Below are 17,854 nucleotides of genomic sequence, written 5' to 3'. Positions count from 1 at the left end.
AATTTTACAGCTTTGTGCGCCAATTGATCTTGAATAATAGGCGGCCCTGCCGGAAAACAGCGCGGCAGAACGAAGAATATGACCGGAAGGTGACAGCAAGTTCAGACGTTCGCCACGCCGAAATCGCCCGCCGGGCCAAATCATTAAATCATCCGTCCGATCTCGATGGGGCGTTGCAGGTGGCGTCGCGCCAGACTTGTTCAAAATGGCGGGATTTTGTGGATATCGGACCGATCGCCCGCTCCGCGCCCTCCTCCGCTTGCACACGCCGGACCCGCCGCCGATGGTTCGGGCGGCGCAGCGCCGGGAGCCGCGCCATAGATCCAGGCGGGGAGCGCGATGACGGCAATGGCGGCAACGAATGGCGGGCAGGCCCGGCAGCACTGGTCTTCGCGTTTTGCCTTTCTCTATTCGACGATCGCCGCCTCGGTCGGGCTCGGCAGCCTGTGGCGCTTTCCCTATGTCGCCGGCGCCAATGGCGGCGGCGCGTTCGTGCTGGTCTACATCGCCTTCCTGCTCATCCTGGGCACGTCGGTGGCGATCGCCGAGATGATGATCGGCAAGCGCGGACAGGGCAGCACGGTGGCCAGCGTCGATGCGCTGGTCGCGCAGAACGGCAGTTGGCGCGCCTGGCGCGTGATCGGCTGGCTGAGCCTGTTCATCCCCTTTCTCGGGCTCAGCTACTACAGCGTCGTCGCGGGCTGGAGCATCGACTATGCCCGGATCGCGATCTGGCAGGGGTTCGGGACGACCGATGCCGCGGAATCGCTGGCGGCGTTCAACGCGCAGACCGCCGCGCCGCTGCATCAGGCGATCATGCAGATCGGCTTCATCTTCGGTATCGCCTTCGTCGTCGCGCAGGGGCTACACGCCGGAATCGAGACGATCTCGCGCATCAAGATGATCGCGCTGAGCGGCGTGCTGCTGGTGCTGATCGTCTACAATGCCGTGTTCATCGGTCTGGGCGACACCATCGTCTATCTGTTCAAACCCGATTTCGCGCGGCTCACTTTCGATTCGGTGATTGCCGCGCTCGGCCAGGCGATCTTCTCGCTCGGGATCGGCATCGGCGTGCTGATGACGTTCGGATCGTTCCTGCCCGCACAGGCGTCGCTGCCGCAGTCGGCCTTCGGGCTCACGCTCGGCATCCTGATCGCGACGCTGATCTCGGCGGTGGCGATCTTCCCGATCGTTCTCCACTATGGCTCGGATCCGCAAGGCGGCGCCAATCTCGTCTTTGTGGCGATGCCGCTCGCGTTCAGCCAGATGCCCGGCGGCCGGCTGCTGGCCATCCTGTTCTTCTTGCTCCTCGCGCTGAGCGCGCTCACCTGCGCGGTGGCCATGCTCCAGCCGGTGGTGTCGTGGCTGGAGGAGCGGCTGTCGCTCGGGCGGAAGAAATTGTGCGCGCTGGCGGCCGTAGTGCTGTCCATCGTCGGCCTGCCCTCGCTGCTGTCGTTCAGCCTGCTCGCCGATTTCCATCCGCTGTCCTGGATCCGGGTGTTCCGCGAGGCCACGGTGTTCAACATCCTCGATTTCGGCGTCGCGAACATCCTGCTGCCGCTCAACGCGCTGCTGATCGCGCTGTTCGTGGCATGGGCGATGCGCAACGGCGATCTGCGCAGCGAGTTCAAGGACGAGCCGGCGCTCTACCTACCGTGGCGGCTGATCGTGGGAATCGCGACGCCGCTGGCGATCGTCGGGCTGATGGCGACGCTGTGACGCCCGCGCTGCCCCCGGACGTGGCGGCGCTGCTCGACGAAGCCATAGTGGTGACCGTCGCGACCGGGGATGCGGCCGGGCCCTGGGCGGCACCCGTCTTCTTCGCGGTCGCGGATGCCACGCTGCTGTTCGTGTCGAGCGCACGCAGCCGCCATTGCAGCGAAGCAGCGCTCGCGGGCGCCGTGGCGTTCGCGGTGCATCCGGCCGCCGCGAGCTGGGACGCGCTGCGCGGCGTGCAGGGGAGCGGACAGATCGAGCCGGTGGCGGCCGGCGAGCAGGAGGCCGCCCGCGCCGCCTATCTCGATCGCTTCGCCGCGATCCGCCGCATCGTCGAAGCGCCCGCCGGTCCGCAGCAGGGCCGGGTCCGGGAAGCCTTTCTCCGCAATGCGTTCTTCCTCCTCCGGCCCGATCGCCTGCGGCTCATCGACAATCGGCAGGGGTTCGCCACGCGGCGCGAATATCTGCGGTCAGAGACCGGCTGGATCGCCGGCTAGCTCCAATGGCCGATGATGTCGGCCGCGGTACGCCCGCCGCTGGCGCAGGCCCCGCCGACCAGCGCGGTCGCGAGATAGTCTCCCGCCAGATAGACGCGCCGCGGCCGCGCCGACTGCCAGTCGCGATAGGTCTTCATGCGCGCGGCATAGCCCGGATAGGGCAAGGGCAGCATCGCGGGGATGCGCTGATCGACCCAGCGCTCCACCGTGCGGCCATCCAATATGCCATCGAGATGGGGCGCGATGTGGCCGGATAGGGGAAGGTCCCGCTCCGCCTCGCCCGAAAGCTCCGGAGCAAGCTCGCAGAACAGGCGCGGCGGATCTTCCGGGCTGCCGCTGCCGGGAACCGATTCGACGATCGCGAGGCGCGACGGGTGGTCCGCGCCCAAGAACAATTGGCGCGCCGGCAAGGGCCGGTCCAGCACGGCGTGCGCGATCGCCATGCCATTGTAGCGGACCGACGCGAGGAAATTGCGCATCGGCTGGGCGGGCGTGTCGATAAGCCGGCCGGCGAGACTTCCCTCGGTGGCGCACAGCACGATATCAGCTTCGATCCGGAACGGCCCGTCCAGCCCATTCCCTTCCACCGATGCGTGCCCCTTGCCCGCCGCGATCCTTGCCGCCCGCATGCCGTAGCGGACGTCCAGCCCCGATGCGAGCGCGGTCGCTAGCGTCCCAAGGCCGTCGCGAAAGGTGAAGACATGCGCGCCGATGCCATGCGCCGCGGTGAGCAGGAAGAAGGCGGGCGCGACGCGATCCGTGTCCCACCCGCGCGCGCCGCGAAACGCTGGCGCGACCAGCCGCCGCTCGAACGCCGAAAGCCCCCGTTTGTGCAGAAATCGCTGCAGGTCGATCCCGTCCTGGCCGGGCAGCGAAGCGAGATCGTCCGGATTGCCCCGCAAGCGCGCGTTCGCGAGTTCGGGCAGCAGCCGGGCCAGCCCCAGCTTCTCGCGCAGAGGCAGCTCGGCGCTGCGAAGCACCGCCGTCGATACGCCCATCGGCAGCGGATAGACACGTCCGCGATCCTCGCATTCGATCGTCGCGCCGCCCAGCCGCACGATGTGATCGCCAAGCCCGAGATCGGCGATCAGCCGCATCAGATCGGCGTGGAAACTGTAGAGCAGCCGCGCCCCGGCACGCAGCCGCAGCCCCTCGACCATGATCTCGCGGCATCGCCCGCCCGGCGACTCGCTCGCCTCCAGCACCGTGACCGCAAAGCCTTTCGCGCCGAGCCGGTACGCAGCAGTGAGCCCAGCGATCCCCGCCCCCACCACGACGATCCGCGGCGCGTTCGCCGCTGCCGGCTCAGCCCCCATGCTCGGACAGCGCGGAGAGGTCCTTCACCGCGCCCCCGTTCCGGATCAGCGCCTTCTTGCGCATATAGCGGAATGTCGCAGTCGTGCCGTAGCGCGACCCGCCGAGACCCGAACAGGCGAATGCGTTCTTCTCGGCCGAAAAGGTGATCGCGCGCGTAAGTTCGGTGTCGTTGATGCTGATCCCGCCGGCATTGATCCGGCGCGCCAGCGCGGTTCCCTCCTCCAGAGTAGCTGCGAACACCGCGCCGCTCAGCCCGAAGATCGTATCGTTCGCGAGCGCCACAGCCTCGTCTTCCGAGGCGAAGCGCATGACGGGAATGACCGGGCCGAAGGTTTCGTCCGTCATCAGCCGCATGCCGTGATTGATGCCGTCGATCACTGTCGCGCGCAGCCAGCGCCCGCCGTCATGCTCCTCGATCCGGCCGCCGGTGAGGATGCACGCGCCCTTCTGCACCGCGTCCTCGATCTGCTCGCGGACGATCTCCGCCTGGCGCTGGTGGATGAACGGGCCGATCTCGCCACGGCCGATATCGGGATGGTTGATGTCCAGCGCCGCTGCCTTTTCCGCGAGCAGGCCGACAAAGGCATCGTGGATGTCGTCATGCACATAGACGCGCTCGATCGAATAGCAGACCTGCCCGCTGTTATAGACCGCGCTGCGCACGATAGCGGTCGCCGCGCGCTCCAGATCGGCGCCGGGCAGCACGATCGCGGGATCCTTGCCGCCCAGTTCGAGGAAGGCGGGGATGAGCCGGCGCGCGGCGCTCTCCGCCACCTTCCGGCCGTTCGCCACGGATCCGGTGAAGATGATCAGATCGACATTCTCGATCAGCGCCTGGCCGGTCTGCGCATCGCCAAGGACGAGCGTGATGATGCCATCGAGTTCCGGTACCGCCGCGATCGCCTCAGCCAGCGGCGTGACGAAACGCGGTGTGACCTCGCTCGGCTTGATGATCACCGCATTGCCCGCGAGCAGCGCCGGAATCGCGTCGATGAAGGAAAGGATCACCGGGAAGTTCCACGGGCTGATCACGCCGGTTACGCCATAGGGCACGAGCTGCGGCTCGAAATCGACGCCGCCGCCGCTCTTGGGGGCGTCAATCTCGGCCGCGTTCTGATTGAACAGCACGCGCGCGCGCTCGGCATGGCCCTCCACCATGTGGCAGATCACGTCGACCTCCTCATAGGAGATGCGCCGCCGGCCCGTGTCGAGCGTCAGCGCCTCGGCGATCGCCACGCGCCGCAAGCGGATTTGCTCCACCCAGCGCATCAGCAGCGCGATGCGGCCCTCTATCGTCAGCGCCGACCAGCCGGGCTGCGCCTCGCGCGCCGCCGCCGCGGCCGCCGCGATCTGCTCACGCGAGGCCGCCTCGAAGCTAAAGTCCGCAATCCCCGTGCGTGGATTGATTGCGCTCAGATTGGTCATGGGTCTTGGCTCCGATGAGGTCAGAAGTGCCGGGCTCGTCCCGCCAGCGATGGGCGAGGCTGTTCTCGATACCGAACAGGTCCAGCACGCGCCCGACGCTGTGGTCGACAATATCGTCTAGGCCGCGTGGCATCGCATAGAATGCCGGAACCGGCGGCGCGATGATCGCACCGATTTCGGAAAGCGTGGTGAGCATCCGAAGATGCCCGGTATGCAGCGGCGTTTCCCGCACCATCAGCACCACGCGGCGCCGGTCCTTCAGGTTGACGTCGGCGGCGCGGGTGAGCAGCCCCGCGGTCACGCCCGTCGCGATCTCGGCCGCGCTGCGAATCGAGCAGGGCGCCACGATCATCCCCGCAGTCACGAAGGAACCGCTCGCGATCGCCGCGCCGATGTCTTCCGGGGGGTAGAGCCGGGTGCTGAGCGCGCGGACATCCTCGATCGTGGCGCCGGTCTCTTCCAGGATCGTGCGGCGGCCGGCCCGCGACACGACGACATGCCGCTCCCAGCCGAGATCGCCGAGCGCGGCCAGCAGGCGCAGGCCATAGATGGCGCCCGATGCACCGCTGATGCCGACAACTATCCGACGACTCACCGAAAGGGTCCGTTCCTACATTGCATGGATCGAGGATGCAGCCGCTTGGCAGGATCCATCGCCGGGAACGACTACATCATCAAAGGCCCGCCGCCATGCCGGCCGCGGCCAACCGTACCGAAATCAATGAGAATCCGACGCAAATCCCAAAGAAGCGGCCGGGCATGACTCGCTTCTCCGCGCCTTTTCGATTTATGCTGCCCTATGGCTGGCCGCGCGCGGCCAACCCGGTATTGGAACGATAGCGACGGGTTCTCGGCTATGCAGCCTGCGCGGAACATGGAGGGCGACCATCCGCCCGGCGAAGCGGAAGCGGCCCCGGCAGGACTATATCGCACGATCGTAAGCGGGCGCGGGTCCGGCATTCGCGACATGTTTGCTGCGCTGCCGGCATTCGGCGAAGCGGGCCACGCATCAGTGGTCGAGGCGGACGACGGCCTGAACGCGCGGCTTCCCAATCCCAATGGCTCCGGGGAATGGGACCTCTACCGCTTCGGAACGTCCGTCTATGTCGCGATAACCCATTGCCGCTTCGCGACCCCATGCGCGGAGACCGTGCCCGCCGAGGGCATGGTGGAGTTCCATATCTCGCTTTCCGGTGAATCCGGGCTTCGCCGGGAAAGCGACGATCAATTGCCCGTGGGCGGCGGCAAGCTGCTGGCCTGTCACCAGAGCAGGGGCGGCTCCTATCAGGCCTATTGCGAGCCGGGGGATCGCACCAGCATCAGCATCTTCGTCGTGCCGGGCCACCTCGCGGAGCGCTACGGCGCCGACATGCCGGCCCGGCTCGCGATGCCCGACGGGGCGGAGGGCGGCATCACTATGCTCTTGCGGCCACTCCAGCTCAGCGCCGTCACGATCGCCGGAAAGCTCATCCACAACGGCTTCCCGGGCGTCCGCAGAATTGCCTATGCCGAGGGTCTGGTGTCCGCATTGCTGTGCCATTGCGCCGAGGCGATCGAGCAGCAACCGGCCGACGACGATGCCGACATGCTGACGGCAAAGGAAATCGGCTTGCTCGAACGCGCGCGCGAGCTGGTTCTGTCCGACAGCCGCTGGACGATCTCCTCGCTCGCCAAGCATCTGGGCACCAATACGACCAAGCTGAAGACCGGCTTCAAGCTGCTGTACGGCAGCACCTTGTTCGAAACCGCGCACCGCAGGCGCATGCAGCAAGCGATCGAACTGCTCGTGCTTGAGAAACAGTCGGTCGGCGAAGTCGCGTGGCTCGCGGGCTACCGCTATCAGGCGAGCTTCACCTCGGCCTTCCGGCGCTATTTCGGCATTACGCCCAGCAGTGCCCGCAAACTGTCGCACGTGCCCGAACCGAACCCCGGCGCCGAGCCCGAGCAAGGCGACTTTGCCTGACCGCAACCGCGGTGGCGCGGCTTTAGACCAGCCCCTTTTCCGGCCCCGATTCCTGCCGCGCCGCATGGCGGCGGTGAGCATCCGGCGGATATAGGACCAATCGCACTAAATCGATTTCGCGTAGCGACAATCGTCCCCTTGCCGCCTCCGATCGGCGAAACCTATTCGCATGCTCGAATCAAATTATGTTCGATCGGGAGCGTATCTTGACCATCCGGAAATTCACCGAAGACGGCGTCGAAAGCTTCGAGGCCGAGATCGATGGCGAGAAGATCCAATGGGACGCCGGCCTTTCCTATGCCCGTCATCTACAGACCGAACGGCTGCTCTCGGCACAGGTGCCGGTGTCCGACAAGCCCGACGAGATGCTGTTCATCATCATGCACCAGACCATGGAGCTCTGGCTGAAGCTGGTGCTGCACGAAGCCCGGCTGGCCGCGGCCGCGATCAAGGCGGACGACCTCGATCATGCGCTCAAGACGCTCGACCGGATCGCGACGATCCAGCGGCACATGATCCACAGTTGGGAGGTGCTGGCCACGCTGACGCCGCACGATTTCCTCACCTTCCGGGGCTTTCTGCGCAAGGCGTCGGGTTTTCAGTCGCATCAGTATCGCGAGCTCGAATATCTGCTCGGCAACAAGCGCGAGGATCTGCTGCTCGTCCATACGGACGACAGGGCGGCGCACGCGCGCCTTACCGCCGTCCTGAACGCGCCTTCGCTCTATGACGAACTGCTGCGCCTGCTGGCGCGCCGCGGCTTCGCCATCCCCGCTTCGCATCTCGATCGCGACTGGCGCCGCCCGTACGAGCCTTCGGATGCGGTGGAGGACGCATGGCTCACCGTCTATTCCGCGGTCGAGACGCATTGGGATCTCTACGCGCTGGCCGAGAAGATCACCGCAATCGAATATTATTTCCAGGAATGGCGCTTCAAGCACATGAAGACGGTCGCGCGCGTGATCGGCCAGAAGATGGGAACAGGCGGTTCCTCGGGCGTCGCCTATCTCGTCAAGGCGCTCAATCTCAGCTTCTTTCCCGAACTCTGGTCGATGCGCACCCGCATGGTAGCCCCGCGTGAGGGGCCGAGCTATGCCACCCCGGCGGACGGGGGCGTTGCAGGATGAAGGTCTGGGATATCTCTCAGACGCTGCGGCCGGGTATGCCGTTATGGCCGGGCGAGCCGCCGCTGGCGATCCGCCGCCTTGCGGAGATCGGCCCGCAATGCCCAGTGAACGTGGGTGCGCTCGATGCGCCGCTCCACGCCGGCACGCATGCGGACGCACCCTTTCATTACGATAGCGGCGGGGCGACGAGCGCCGAATGCGCCCTTCACCCCTATCTGGGTCCGTGCCTGGTGATCGACGCGCGCCACGCGCGCGGCCGGATAGAACTGCAAGACGTCGAATGGGCGGCAATCGCGGGAGTCGAGCGGGTGCTGTTCCGCACCTATGGCCAATTTCCCGCAGATCGCTGGGACTCGGATTTCACGGCGATCGCGCCGGAAGTGATCGCGGGACTGCGCCAGGCGGGCGTCCGGCTGGTGGGCACCGACGCCCCCTCGCTCGATCCGGAAACCTCGCAGACGATGGACGCGCATCGCGAGATCCTCGCCGGCGACATGCGGATCCTGGAAGGGCTCGTTCTCGATGACGTGGCGGCCGGCCGGTACGAGCTGATCGCCCTGCCGATCCGGATCCTCGAAGCGGACGCCAGCCCGGTCCGCGCCATTTTGCGGGAGCTGCCCCGATGACCTTCGATCCTGCCGGGATCGCCGCGCTCGACGCGCGCGATCCGCTGCGCGGCTTCCGCGACGAATTCCAGCTTCGCGAGGGCCTGATCTACCTCGACGGAAACTCGCTCGGCGCGCGGCCCAGGGCCACCGCCGCCCGGATCGCCGCCGCCGTCACCGAGGAATGGGGCGAAGGACTGATCAAGTCCTGGCTGGACGCCGGATGGTCGACCGCGCCCCTGCGCATCGGCGACAAGATCGCATCGCTGATCGGCGCGCGGCCCGGCGAAGTGATCGCCGCGGATTCGACCTCCGTGAACATCTTCAAGGCGTTGGCCGCCGCCATCTCGCTTCGGCCGGACCGGACGGTGATCCTTTCCGAAAGCACCAACTTCCCAACCGACGTCTATATGATGCAGGGCATCGAAGCGTTCAGCGGCGGCCGGATCAAGGCGGTCCGGGCCGATCCGGAGGCCGTGCTCGACCGTCTCGACGCAGATGTCGCGGTGCTGCTGCTCACCCAGGTCCACTATAAGTCGGGCCTGGTCCGCGACATGGCGGAGGTCACCCGCCGCGCGCAGCAGGCCGGCGCGCTGGTGGTATGGGACCTCAGCCACAGCGCAGGCGCAATGGAGGTCGATCTCAACGGCGCCCGGGCGGATTTCGCGGTCGGCTGCGGATATAAATATCTCAACGGCGGTCCCGGCGCGCCCGCCTTCCTGTTCGTCGCCGAACGGAATCAGGCGGCAATGCCGGTGCTTTCCGGCTGGTTCGGCCATGCCAGCCCCTTCGCCTTCGAGGAGGATTACCGGCCGGCCGGGGGCATTTCGCGCTTCCAGTGCGGAACGCCGCCCGTGCTCGGCTTGGCCGCGCTCGAATGCGGAATCGATCTGCTGCTGCGCGCCGACATACGCGAGATGCGCGAGAAGTCGCTTCGCCTGAGCCAGCTCTTCATCGAGCGGATGGAGCTTCGCTGCGCCGAGTTTGGCTTCGAGCCGGTGTTCCCGGCCGATCCGAAGCTTCGCGGCAGCCAGGTCGCCTACGCCCATCCCCACGGATACGAGATCGTCCAGGCGCTCAAGGAACGCGACGTGATCGGCGATTTTCGCGCGCCCGATATTCTCCGCTTCGGCCTAGCCCCGCTCTATCTGCGCCACGCCGACATCGTCGATGCGGTCGAGCGGTTGCACGAAGTCTGCCTTAGCCGCGCCTGGGACAAGCCCGAATATCGCCTGCGCGCGGCGGTCACCTGACGATGGCCACGCCCGACGAGGAATCGAACATGCTTGACCTTCCAAGATCGAAAGTCGCCGCAGTCCAGGCCGCGCCGGTTTTTCTCGATACTGCCGCAACGGTGGACAAGGCCTGCTCGCTCATCGCTGAGGCGGCGCGCAACGGCGCGCGACTGGTGGCCTTTCCCGAAGTATTCGTCGCCGGCTATCCCTATTGGAGCTGGCTGATGACGCCGATCGAGGGCGGCGCGTGGTTCGAACGGCTCTATCGCTCGGCGATCACCGTTCCGGGTCCCGAGACGGAGCGGCTGTGCGACGCGGCCCGCGAGCATGGCTGCGTCGTGGTGATCGGCGTCAACGAACGCGATCCGCGCGCGCTTGGGACCCTCTACAACACCAACATCGTCATCGGCGCCGACGGCGCGATCCTGGGCCGCCATCGCAAGCTGGTGCCGACCTGGGCCGAAAAGCTGAGCTGGGCGGGCGGCGACGGATCGAGCCTAAGGGTTTACGACACGCCGGTCGGGCCGCTCGGGACGCTGGCCTGCGGGGAGAATACCAACACGCTCGCCCGCTTCGCGCTGCTGTCCCAGGGCGAACTCGTCCATGTCGCGAATTACATCGCGCTTCCGGTGGCGCCTGCCTCCTACAACATGGCCGAGGCGATCCGCATCCGCGCCACCGCGCATTCGTTCGAAGGCAAGCTGTTCACGATCGTCGCCTGTTCGACCGTGAGCGAGGAGATCGTCGCCGCGATGAGCGCCGAGCGTCCCGGCAACCGCGCGCTGCTTGCGCGCCCGCAGAGCGCCTTTTCCGGCGTCATCGATCCGCACGGCAATCTGGTGGGCGAACCACTGATCGACGACGAAGGGATCGTCTACGCGGAGATCGACCTGAACCAGTGCATCCAGCCCAAGCAGATGCACGACATCATCGGCGCCTATAACCGCTTCGACATCTTCGACCTGCGGGTCGACCGGCGCCCGCGCGCTGCGACCAGCTTCCAGGACGGACCCGGCGCGCAGCGGCCCCTTCCCGTCAACGCCGAAAACTAGAGAGCCGACATGACAGCCAGCTACGACCAATATCGCGAAGACAGGCTCGGCCGCGCCAACGTTGCCGACACGCCCGAGCGGATCGCCTATTACGAGCGGCTCGCAACGCTCGGCACGGGCGCCCTGTGGACCGTCGCCAATCGGATCGAGCCATGGGAACCGGCCTCCGGCTCGGTGCCGATGCTGTGGCGCTACCGCGATCTGCGCGAAGACGTGCTGCGCGCGCTGGATCTGGTGACTCCCGAGCAGGCGGGCCGGCGCGTGGTCTATCTCGAAAACAAGGGGCGCAGCGATGTCGTCGCCGCCGTCGGCTGGCTCTATTCGGGCCTGCAGGTGATGGCACCCGGCGAATGCGCGTCCAGCCACCGCCACAGCGCATCGGCGCTGCGCTTCATCATGGAGGGCAGCGGCGCCTTCACCAATGTCGACGGCCACCGCATGACGCTGGGCGCGAACGATTTCGTGCTGACTCCCAACGGAACCTGGCACGAGCATGGCGTGGCGGAGGACGGTACGATCTGCATCTGGCAGGACGGGCTGGACATTCCGCTGATGAATGCGCTCGACGCCAATTTCTACGAGGTCCATCCCGATCTCAACCAAGCGGTTTCCCACCCGGTAAACGATTCGACGGCGATCTGGGCCGGGGCGGGGCTGCGGCCGGCCGGGGTCGCCTGGTCCAAGCCCTATTCGCCGCTGCTCAAATATGAATGGGCGCCGACCTATGACGCATTGCTTCGCTATGCGTCGGTGACCGCCGGTTCGCTCTATGACGGCGTGCTGATGGAATATGTAAATCCGCACACCGGAGGTCCGGTGATGCAGACGATCGGCGCCTCCATGCAGCTCCTGCGGCCGGGAGAGCGGACCAGGGCCCATCGGCACACGGGAAGCTTCGTCTACCAGTGCGCCAAGGGCGCGGGATATTCGATCGTCAACGGCCAACGCTTCGACTGGCAGGAACGCGACATCTTCGTCGTTCCGTCGTGGATGTACCACGAACACGCCAATGGCTCCGATCGCGAGGATGCGTGCCTGTTCAGTTTCAACGACCTGCCGGTGATGCGCGCGCTCGGCCTCTATCGCGAGGAAGCGCTGGCCGAAAACGGCGGTCACCAACCCATTTTGTCCTAACAGCGGGAATCGAACATGCGTCTTGTAACCTACCGGGCGAATATCGAGGCGGAGGCGCGCCTGGGCGCGATCGTGGACGGCCTTGTGGTGGATATCGCGAGGCTCGGCGCGGCAAAGGGCGTGGCGATGCCTGCGACGATGCTCGCGTTCATCGATCTGGGGCCGCAGGCGATCACCATCGCCGATCGGCTGATCCGCGAATGTGGCGGGCTGTTTCCGCTCGGTGCGGCCGTGCCTGCGGGCAATGTCCGGCTGCTGGCGCCGATCCCGCGCCCGCGCAAGAACCTGTTCGGCATCGGCCTCAACTATACCGAGCATGTGGCGGAATCCGCCAAGTCGCTCGATACCTCGCCCGATCTGCCGCGCCAGCCGGTGATCTTCTCCAAGCCGCCCACGACGGTGATCGGCCCCGGCGACGCCATTCCGCTCGACGAGACGATCACCCGGCAGCTCGACTGGGAAGTCGAGCTCGGCGCGGTGATCGGCAGCACGGCGAAGCGCGTCTCGCGCGCCGAAGCGCTGAGCCATGTGTTCGGCTACACCGTGATCGTCGACATCAGCGCGCGCGATTGCCGCCGCGCGGGGCAATGGATCTATTCGAAGGGACAGGACGGCTTCGCGCCGATGGGCCCCTGCATCGTCACTGCGGACGAGATCCCGGATCCGCAGACGCTGGACCTGAGCCTGACCGTCAACGGCGTCGAGAAACAGCGCAGCAACACCGCCTATATGCTGTTCAAGGTCGACGAGCTGATCGCCGACATCAGCAGGGGCATCACGCTGGAGCCCGGCGACATCATCGCCACGGGCACGCCGGCGGGAGTCGGCGCGGGCATGGACCCGCCGGAATGGCTCCGCCCGGGCGACGTGATCGCCGCCAGCGTCGAACGCATCGGAACGCTGCGCCACCCGGTGGTCGCCGCCGCGGAGATCGCCGCGTGAGCCGCCCTTTCCGCATCGGGCAGATCGTGCCGAGCTCGAATGTCACCATGGAAACCGAGATTCCCGCGATGCTGCGCGCGCGCGAGGCGATCGCGGCCGAGCGCTTCACCTTCCATTCCGCGCGCATGCGGATGAAGCGCGTGACGAAGGAGGAACTGGCGGCGATGGACGCCGACTCGGATCGCTGCGCGCTCGAGCTTTCCGACGCCGCGGTCGACGTGCTGGGCTATGCCTGCCTCGTCGCGATCATGAGCATGGGTCCGGGCTATCACCGCACGTCGCAGGCCCGGCTGCACGGCCGCACGGTCGAGAATGGCCGGCCCGCGCCCGTCGTGACGAGCGCCGGAGCGCTGGTCGACGGCCTCGCGGCGCTCGGGGCCAGGCGCATCGCGGTCGTCGCGCCCTATATGCGGCCGCTCACCGAACTCGTGGTCTCCTATATCGAGGGCGAAGGCATCGCAGTGCACGACTGGCTGGCGCTGGAGATTCCCGACAATCTGGAGGTCGCGGCTCAGGATCCCGCCAATCTGCTGCGCCATTATCGCAAGCTCGACCTTACCGGCATCGATGCGCTGGTGCTTTCAGCCTGCGTCCAGATGCCCTCGCTCCCTTCAATCCAGAAGGTCGAGGATGAGATTGGTCTGCCCGTGGTCTCTGCGGCGATCTGCACCACCTATCAGATGCTCAAGCAGCTTGAGCTCGAAACCCGCGTGCCGGATGCGGGCGCTCTCCTTTCGGGGAGGTATTGACGGACGGCCATCGAAGGGCGTCCTGACCTTCGCGATCGCTGGCGGCTGATTGCTCGGCACGGCCGCCGGCGTAGCTGTCCTTCCTCCTACCCGAGGCGATCACCGGCGCTGGAGCGGCTGCATCGATCGGCGGCGCCCCCTGCACCGTCAACAGGCATGCAAAGTCTCGCGCCGAAATCCCGCGCGGGCACCGATCGCGCGTCTGTATGAAGTTGCGGGCGGCGGGATGAGCATGGCGTAAGCAGCACGAGGCCAATCGACGGCTGCGCCAGGCCCGCCTGGCGAAAGCCCGCAAGCGCAGGGACGGACGCCGCAGCGCAGATTGACACAGACCCATCAGCACCGGTTCGGGGGGCAACGCTTCCAACCAGCGATTGATGGTTGCCTTCGTAGTCCTAGCAATTCGAACCCGATGTTCCGCTGACGGCCCGGCATCTGCTCCACCGAACGCGATTCCCTCCCGAGGGATCGGGCACCCTCGCATCCCAAGATCGCCTGCTAAAGTCAGGGCGAATGAGGGACGGATTTGGAACTCCCCCTAAGGGGAATGATATTCAACGCATTTTTCGGTTGATTGGTGGAGCCGAGGGGGATCGAACCCCTGACCTTCGCAATGCCATTGCGACGCTCTCCCAGCTGAGCTACGGCCCCAAAACCTTGGGTTTTCCCCGGGAAGGCGACGGCCCTTAGAGCGCCGTCGCGGCATTTGCAAGCGGGGTTCGGGCCCCGCGGGCGGGAAAAATTCCCGCCCCCAGGAAACTCAGACCTCGTCCTCGTCCCCGCCGGTCTCGACGCCCAGATCGTCGTCGCCGCCCAGATCGACGTCGTCGTCGGGCGAAGCCTCGCCATCGTCGGCGACGATGTCCAGATCCTCGTCACCCAGATCCGAATCCGCGGTTTCCGGATCGGGCGCGGCGCCGGTCTTCGCCGCCTCGAACGGCAGCGGCTGCTTGGATTTCAGGATCGGCTCCGGCTCCCAGGCGAAGCCGCAGTTGATGCACGTCACCGGCTCGTCATTGCCGAGATCGTAGAAACGGGTTCCGCATTTCGGGCAACCACGCTTCGTGCCCCATTCCGGCTTCACCATGTGCCGCCTCTTGCCTTTCGATTCTGCATGATTTCGGGATCAGGTCCCGCAAAGTGGGGGGCGCCTTGCCATAGCGCAAGGCGGCTGTCAAAGCCGCCGCGCATGCACGCCCAGACCGCCCCCCGCCCCCTCGCCTTTTCCGCCGGCGGACCGCTGCGCGGCACCGTGACCGTTCCCGGCGACAAGTCGATCAGCCATCGCGCGCTGATGTTCTCCGGCCTGGCGGTGGGCGAGAGCCGGATCGAAGGGCTGCTGGAGGGCGAGGACGTGCTTGCCACCGCAGCCGCGATGCGCGCGATGGGATGCGATATCGAACGCACCGGCCCGGGAAGCTGGCGCGTCCATGGCGTGGGCGTGGGCGGGCTGCTCCAGCCCCAGGCGGCGCTGGAGATGGGCAATTCGGGCACGTCCACGCGGCTGCTGATGGGCCTGATCGCCAGCCACCCGATCACCGCGGCGTTCACCGGCGACGCATCGCTTTCCAAGCGCCCGATGGGCCGGGTGATCGAGCCGCTGAGCCGGATGGGCGCCGATTTCACCGCCAGCCCCGGCGGGCGGCTGCCGCTGATGGAGCGCGGACTGTGCCCCGCGGTGCCGATCGAATACCGGCTGCCGGTGGCGTCGGCGCAGGTGAAGTCGGCGGTGCTGCTGGCCGGGCTCAACACGCCGGGCACCACGCGCGTGATCGAGCCGGTGCCGACGCGCGACCATAGCGAGCGGATGCTGCGCGGCTTCGGCGCGGCGCTGAGCGTGGAGGAAACGGCGGAGGGCCGCGTCATCGCGATCACCGGCGAGGCGGAGTTGCAGCCCCAGCAGATCGTGGTGCCGGGCGATCCCAGCTCGGCGGGCTTCTGGATGGTCGCGGCGTCGATCGTTCCGGGTTCCGCGATCACCATCGCCAACGTCTGCATGAACCCGACGCGCACCGGGCTGATCACCGCGCTGCGCATGATGGGCGCCGACATCGCGGAGGCGAACGCGCGCACCGTGGGCGGCGAACCGGTGGCGGACCTGGTGGTGCGCCACGCGCCGCTCCGCGCGATCGAGGTGCCGCCGGATCTCGCGCCGAGCATGATCGACGAATATCCGATCCTGTTCGTCGCCGCCGCGATGGCGCAGGGGCGCACCATGGCGCGCGGCGCGGAGGAGCTGCGCGTCAAGGAATCGGACCGGATCGACGCGATGGCCGCGGTGCTCGACGTGCTGGGCGTCGCTTACCAGCCGTTCGAGGACGGGCTGGCGATCGAGGGGCGCGGCGGCGATCGCTTCGCGGGCGGCGGCACCGTGACCACCCATCTGGACCATCGCATCGCGATGAGCGCGGCCATCGCCGGGCTGGCCGCGAACGCTCCGGTCACCGTGGACGACGTGTCGCCCGTCGCAACAAGTTACCCCGATTTCCTCGCCACTCTTGACGCCTTGCGCGAAGGAAGGGACGAAGGCGCATGATCATCGCCGTCGACGGACCGGCCGCTTCGGGCAAGGGCACCATCGCCCGGGCGCTGGCGCGTCATTACCGCCTGCCCCATCTCGACACCGGGCTGCTCTACCGGGCGGTGGCGGCGACGGTGATCCGCGAGGAATTCGATCCTTCGAGCGAGACCGACGCGGTCTCCGCCTGCAGCTTCGACGACTATATCCTGGAAGACGTCTGGCTGAAGAGCGAGGAGGTGGGCAAGGTCGCGTCGATGGTTTCGGTGCATCCGCTGGTCCGCGCCGCGCTGCTGCTGCGCCAGCGCAAGTTCGCGCACCAGCCGGGCGGCGCCGTGCTGGATGGGCGCGACATCGGCACGGTGATCGCCCCCGACGCGGACGTTAAGCTGTTCGTGAAGGCCACGCCGATGATCCGCGCCCAGCGCCGCCACATGGAGCTGCGCAAGCAGGGCATCCTGACCAGCCTGGACAAGGTGCTGACCGACATCCGCGCGCGCGACGAGCGCGATGCGCGCCGTTCGCATTCGCCGATGGTCCCCGCGCCGGACGCATTGCTGCTCGACACCAGCTTCCTGTCGATCGAGGCCGCCGTGCAAAAGGCGATCGGGCTGGTCGACGGCCGGATGGCGCAAAAGGCCGAGACGGCCTGAGCCCGCCCGTGCGCCGCCGTTCGATCCTGTTCTCGCTGGCGGCGCTGCTGGCCCTGGGCGCCGCCCCGCCGGCCGGGCAGCAGACGCAGCCGATCCCCGGCATGGTCCGCGTGCGGCTGGTGACGTCGGAGGGCAATATCGTGCTGGCGCTGGACACCAGGCGCGCGCCGAAGACCACGGCCAACTTCCTCGCCTATGTCGACGACGGGCGGCTGAACGACACGCTCTTCTATCGCGCGGCCAAGCGCACCGGGGCGCCCAGGTTCGGCTTCATCCAGGGCGGGATCGGCACCGATTACCGCCGGATGCTGCCCCCGGTGAAGCTGGAGCCGACCAGCCAGACCGGCATCCGCCATACCGATGGCGTGATCTCCATGGCCCGCAGCGCCAATCCGGACAGCGGGACGGGCAATTTCTCGCTGCTGATCGGCCCCAATCCCGCGTTGGACGCCAAGCCGGGCAACCCGGGCTATGCCGCGTTCGGCCGGATCATCGCCGGGATGGACGTGGCGAAGCGCATCCTGGCCAAGCCGGTCGGCGGCGGCCGCGGCGCGATGAAGGGGCAGATGATCCTGGCCCCGGTGAAGATCCTGCGCGCCGAACGGCTGGACGGTCGCCCCCAGCCCACGCGCGGGCCGAAGCCCTGGCTGATCGGCCGCTAGGGTCCGGCCCGGCAGCGCGCTGAGGCGTCCGGCCGCGCGCTCTTCCTCAACCGTCGCGTTCGAAGGTCAGGATGTCGCCGGGCTGGCAGTCGAGGAAATCGCAGATCTTCTCCAGCGTCTCGAAGCGGATGCCGCGGACCTTGCCGGACTTGAGCAACGACAGGTTGCTTTCGGTGATGCCGACATGCGCCGCCAGGTCCTTCGACCGGACCTTGCGCAACGCGAGCATCACATCGAGGCGGACGGTGATCGCCATGGC

At 67.1% G+C, this 17,854-nt stretch carries 18 protein-coding genes and 1 tRNA gene; 13 read left to right on the top strand and 6 right to left on the bottom strand.

The window, feature by feature from the left end; genetic code table 11:
• The first annotated feature begins 348 nt into the window (after nt 1–348).
• Together OM513_RS09085 and OM513_RS09080 are read left to right on the top strand one after the other, a co-directional pair.
• Nucleotides 349–1,719: a sodium-dependent transporter gene (locus OM513_RS09085; protein WP_264943855.1), complete on the top strand. Its 1,371-nt coding sequence runs from the start codon at nt 349–351 to the stop codon at nt 1,717–1,719.
• Nucleotides 1,716–2,213, top strand: coding sequence for a pyridoxamine 5'-phosphate oxidase family protein (locus OM513_RS09080; RefSeq protein WP_264943854.1), 498 nt, complete (start codon nt 1,716–1,718; stop codon nt 2,211–2,213). The genes OM513_RS09085 and OM513_RS09080 overlap by 4 nt, the downstream gene beginning before the upstream one ends.
• On the opposite strand, the gene OM513_RS09075 is transcribed toward OM513_RS09080, so the two are convergent.
• Genes OM513_RS09075 through OM513_RS09065 form a run of 3 tightly spaced genes read right to left on the bottom strand, consistent with a single transcriptional unit; the run spans nt 2,210 to nt 5,550 of the window.
• Complete coding sequence (locus tag OM513_RS09075) at nt 2,210–3,529, bottom strand: protoporphyrinogen/coproporphyrinogen oxidase (protein ID WP_264943853.1); 1,320 nt, start codon at nt 3,527–3,529, stop codon at nt 2,210–2,212. The genes OM513_RS09080 and OM513_RS09075 overlap by 4 nt on opposite strands.
• Nucleotides 3,519–4,955, bottom strand: a complete 1,437-nt coding sequence (locus tag OM513_RS09070) for an aldehyde dehydrogenase family protein (RefSeq protein ID WP_264943852.1) — start codon at nt 4,953–4,955, stop codon at nt 3,519–3,521. Before OM513_RS09070 ends, OM513_RS09075 begins: the two co-directional genes overlap by 11 nt.
• Nucleotides 4,906–5,550, bottom strand: coding sequence for a UbiX family flavin prenyltransferase (locus OM513_RS09065; protein WP_264943851.1), 645 nt, complete (start codon nt 5,548–5,550; stop codon nt 4,906–4,908). The genes OM513_RS09070 and OM513_RS09065 overlap by 50 nt, the downstream gene beginning before the upstream one ends.
• 279 nt (nt 5,551–5,829) lie before the next feature.
• Here OM513_RS09065 and OM513_RS09060 point away from each other — a divergent pair, with 279 nt between their 5' ends.
• The 8 genes from OM513_RS09060 (at nt 5,830) to OM513_RS09025 (ending at nt 13,762) form a co-directional block, all read left to right on the top strand.
• On the top strand, nt 5,830–6,918 hold the full coding sequence (locus tag OM513_RS09060) for a helix-turn-helix transcriptional regulator (RefSeq protein WP_264943850.1): 1,089 nt from the start codon (nt 5,830–5,832) through the stop codon (nt 6,916–6,918).
• Nucleotides 6,919–7,124: 206 nt separating this feature from the next.
• Entirely contained in the window at nt 7,125–8,045 is a 921-nt protein-coding gene (locus OM513_RS09055) for a tryptophan 2,3-dioxygenase (RefSeq protein ID WP_264943849.1), read from the top strand.
• A complete protein-coding gene (gene kynB, locus OM513_RS09050; RefSeq protein WP_264943848.1) occupies nt 8,042–8,671 on the top strand; it encodes an arylformamidase in 630 nt (209 codons plus the stop codon). The genes OM513_RS09055 and kynB overlap by 4 nt, the downstream gene beginning before the upstream one ends.
• The gene (gene kynU / locus OM513_RS09045) at nt 8,668–9,903 is read left to right on the top strand and encodes a kynureninase (protein ID WP_264943847.1); all 1,236 of its coding nucleotides are present in this window, start codon (nt 8,668–8,670) and stop codon (nt 9,901–9,903) included. The genes kynB and kynU overlap by 4 nt, the downstream gene beginning before the upstream one ends.
• Nucleotides 9,904–9,905: 2 nt before the next feature.
• Nucleotides 9,906–10,937 (top strand): carbon-nitrogen hydrolase family protein, encoded by a 1,032-nt coding sequence (locus OM513_RS09040; RefSeq protein ID WP_264943846.1) that lies wholly within the window; start codon nt 9,906–9,908, stop codon nt 10,935–10,937.
• Nucleotides 10,938–10,946: 9 nt separating this feature from the next.
• A complete protein-coding gene (locus tag OM513_RS09035; protein ID WP_264943845.1) occupies nt 10,947–12,071 on the top strand; it encodes a cupin domain-containing protein in 1,125 nt (374 codons plus the stop codon).
• A 15-nt stretch (nt 12,072–12,086) separates the two neighbouring features.
• Nucleotides 12,087–13,013 carry a fumarylacetoacetate hydrolase family protein gene (locus OM513_RS09030; RefSeq protein WP_264943844.1) on the top strand — a complete coding sequence of 309 codons (927 nt, stop codon included), beginning with the start codon at nt 12,087–12,089 and terminating at the stop codon, nt 13,011–13,013.
• Nucleotides 13,010–13,762, top strand: a complete 753-nt coding sequence (locus tag OM513_RS09025) for a maleate cis-trans isomerase family protein (RefSeq protein WP_319951609.1) — start codon at nt 13,010–13,012, stop codon at nt 13,760–13,762. Before OM513_RS09030 ends, OM513_RS09025 begins: the two co-directional genes overlap by 4 nt.
• Before the next feature lie 575 nt (nt 13,763–14,337).
• Here the strand turns inward: OM513_RS09025 and OM513_RS09020 are convergent.
• Nucleotides 14,338–14,413, bottom strand: a tRNA-Ala gene (locus OM513_RS09020).
• 109 nt (nt 14,414–14,522) lie between these two features.
• Nucleotides 14,523–14,849: a TIGR02300 family protein gene (locus tag OM513_RS09015; RefSeq protein ID WP_264943843.1), complete on the bottom strand. Its 327-nt coding sequence runs from the start codon at nt 14,847–14,849 to the stop codon at nt 14,523–14,525.
• A 102-nt stretch (nt 14,850–14,951) separates the two neighbouring features.
• Here OM513_RS09015 and aroA point away from each other — a divergent pair, with 102 nt between their 5' ends.
• The 3 genes from aroA to OM513_RS09000 are packed head-to-tail and all read left to right on the top strand — an operon-like array spanning nt 14,952 to nt 17,595.
• The gene (gene aroA / locus OM513_RS09010; protein ID WP_264943842.1) at nt 14,952–16,298 is read left to right on the top strand and encodes a 3-phosphoshikimate 1-carboxyvinyltransferase; all 1,347 of its coding nucleotides are present in this window, start codon (nt 14,952–14,954) and stop codon (nt 16,296–16,298) included.
• Nucleotides 16,295–16,933 carry a (d)CMP kinase gene (gene cmk, locus OM513_RS09005; protein ID WP_264943841.1) on the top strand — a complete coding sequence of 213 codons (639 nt, stop codon included), beginning with the start codon at nt 16,295–16,297 and terminating at the stop codon, nt 16,931–16,933. Before aroA ends, cmk begins: the two co-directional genes overlap by 4 nt.
• Nucleotides 16,934–16,941: 8 nt before the next feature.
• On the top strand, nt 16,942–17,595 hold the full coding sequence (locus tag OM513_RS09000) for a peptidylprolyl isomerase (RefSeq protein ID WP_264943840.1): 654 nt from the start codon (nt 16,942–16,944) through the stop codon (nt 17,593–17,595).
• A gap of 46 nt (nt 17,596–17,641) precedes the next feature.
• Here the strand turns inward: OM513_RS09000 and OM513_RS08995 are convergent, their stop codons facing one another.
• Nucleotides 17,642–17,851 (bottom strand): helix-turn-helix domain-containing protein, encoded by a 210-nt coding sequence (locus tag OM513_RS08995; protein WP_264943839.1) that lies wholly within the window; start codon nt 17,849–17,851, stop codon nt 17,642–17,644.
• Nucleotides 17,852–17,854 lie beyond the last annotated feature (3 nt).

The organism is Sphingomonas canadensis, from assembly GCF_026013525.1.
GTDB classification, from domain to species: domain Bacteria; phylum Pseudomonadota; class Alphaproteobacteria; order Sphingomonadales; family Sphingomonadaceae; genus Sphingomonas; species Sphingomonas canadensis.
Note: the sequence above shows the minus strand (reverse complement) of the source record. Positions and strands in the feature narration are given on the sequence as shown.

Excerpts from the sequence above, each read along its gene's own strand:
- OM513_RS09085 (WP_264943855.1), top strand. The coding sequence starts at position 349 with ATGGCGGCAACGAATGGCGGGCAGGCCCGGCAGCACTGGTCTTCGCGT.
- OM513_RS09075 (WP_264943853.1), bottom strand. The coding sequence starts at position 3,529 with ATGGGGGCTGAGCCGGCAGCGGCGAACGCGCCGCGGATCGTCGTGGTG.
- OM513_RS09070 (WP_264943852.1), bottom strand. The coding sequence starts at position 4,955 with ATGACCAATCTGAGCGCAATCAATCCACGCACGGGGATTGCGGACTTT.
- OM513_RS09060 (WP_264943850.1), top strand. The coding sequence starts at position 5,830 with ATGGAGGGCGACCATCCGCCCGGCGAAGCGGAAGCGGCCCCGGCAGGA.
- kynB (WP_264943848.1), top strand. The coding sequence starts at position 8,042 with ATGAAGGTCTGGGATATCTCTCAGACGCTGCGGCCGGGTATGCCGTTA.
- kynU (WP_264943847.1), top strand. The coding sequence starts at position 8,668 with ATGACCTTCGATCCTGCCGGGATCGCCGCGCTCGACGCGCGCGATCCG.
- OM513_RS09040 (WP_264943846.1), top strand. The coding sequence starts at position 9,906 with ATGGCCACGCCCGACGAGGAATCGAACATGCTTGACCTTCCAAGATCG.
- OM513_RS09035 (WP_264943845.1), top strand. The coding sequence starts at position 10,947 with ATGACAGCCAGCTACGACCAATATCGCGAAGACAGGCTCGGCCGCGCC.
- OM513_RS09030 (WP_264943844.1), top strand. The coding sequence starts at position 12,087 with ATGCGTCTTGTAACCTACCGGGCGAATATCGAGGCGGAGGCGCGCCTG.
- OM513_RS09015 (WP_264943843.1), bottom strand. The coding sequence starts at position 14,849 with ATGGTGAAGCCGGAATGGGGCACGAAGCGTGGTTGCCCGAAATGCGGA.
- aroA (WP_264943842.1), top strand. The coding sequence starts at position 14,952 with ATGCACGCCCAGACCGCCCCCCGCCCCCTCGCCTTTTCCGCCGGCGGA.
- cmk (WP_264943841.1), top strand. The coding sequence starts at position 16,295 with ATGATCATCGCCGTCGACGGACCGGCCGCTTCGGGCAAGGGCACCATC.
- OM513_RS08995 (WP_264943839.1), bottom strand. The coding sequence starts at position 17,851 with ATGGCGATCACCGTCCGCCTCGATGTGATGCTCGCGTTGCGCAAGGTC.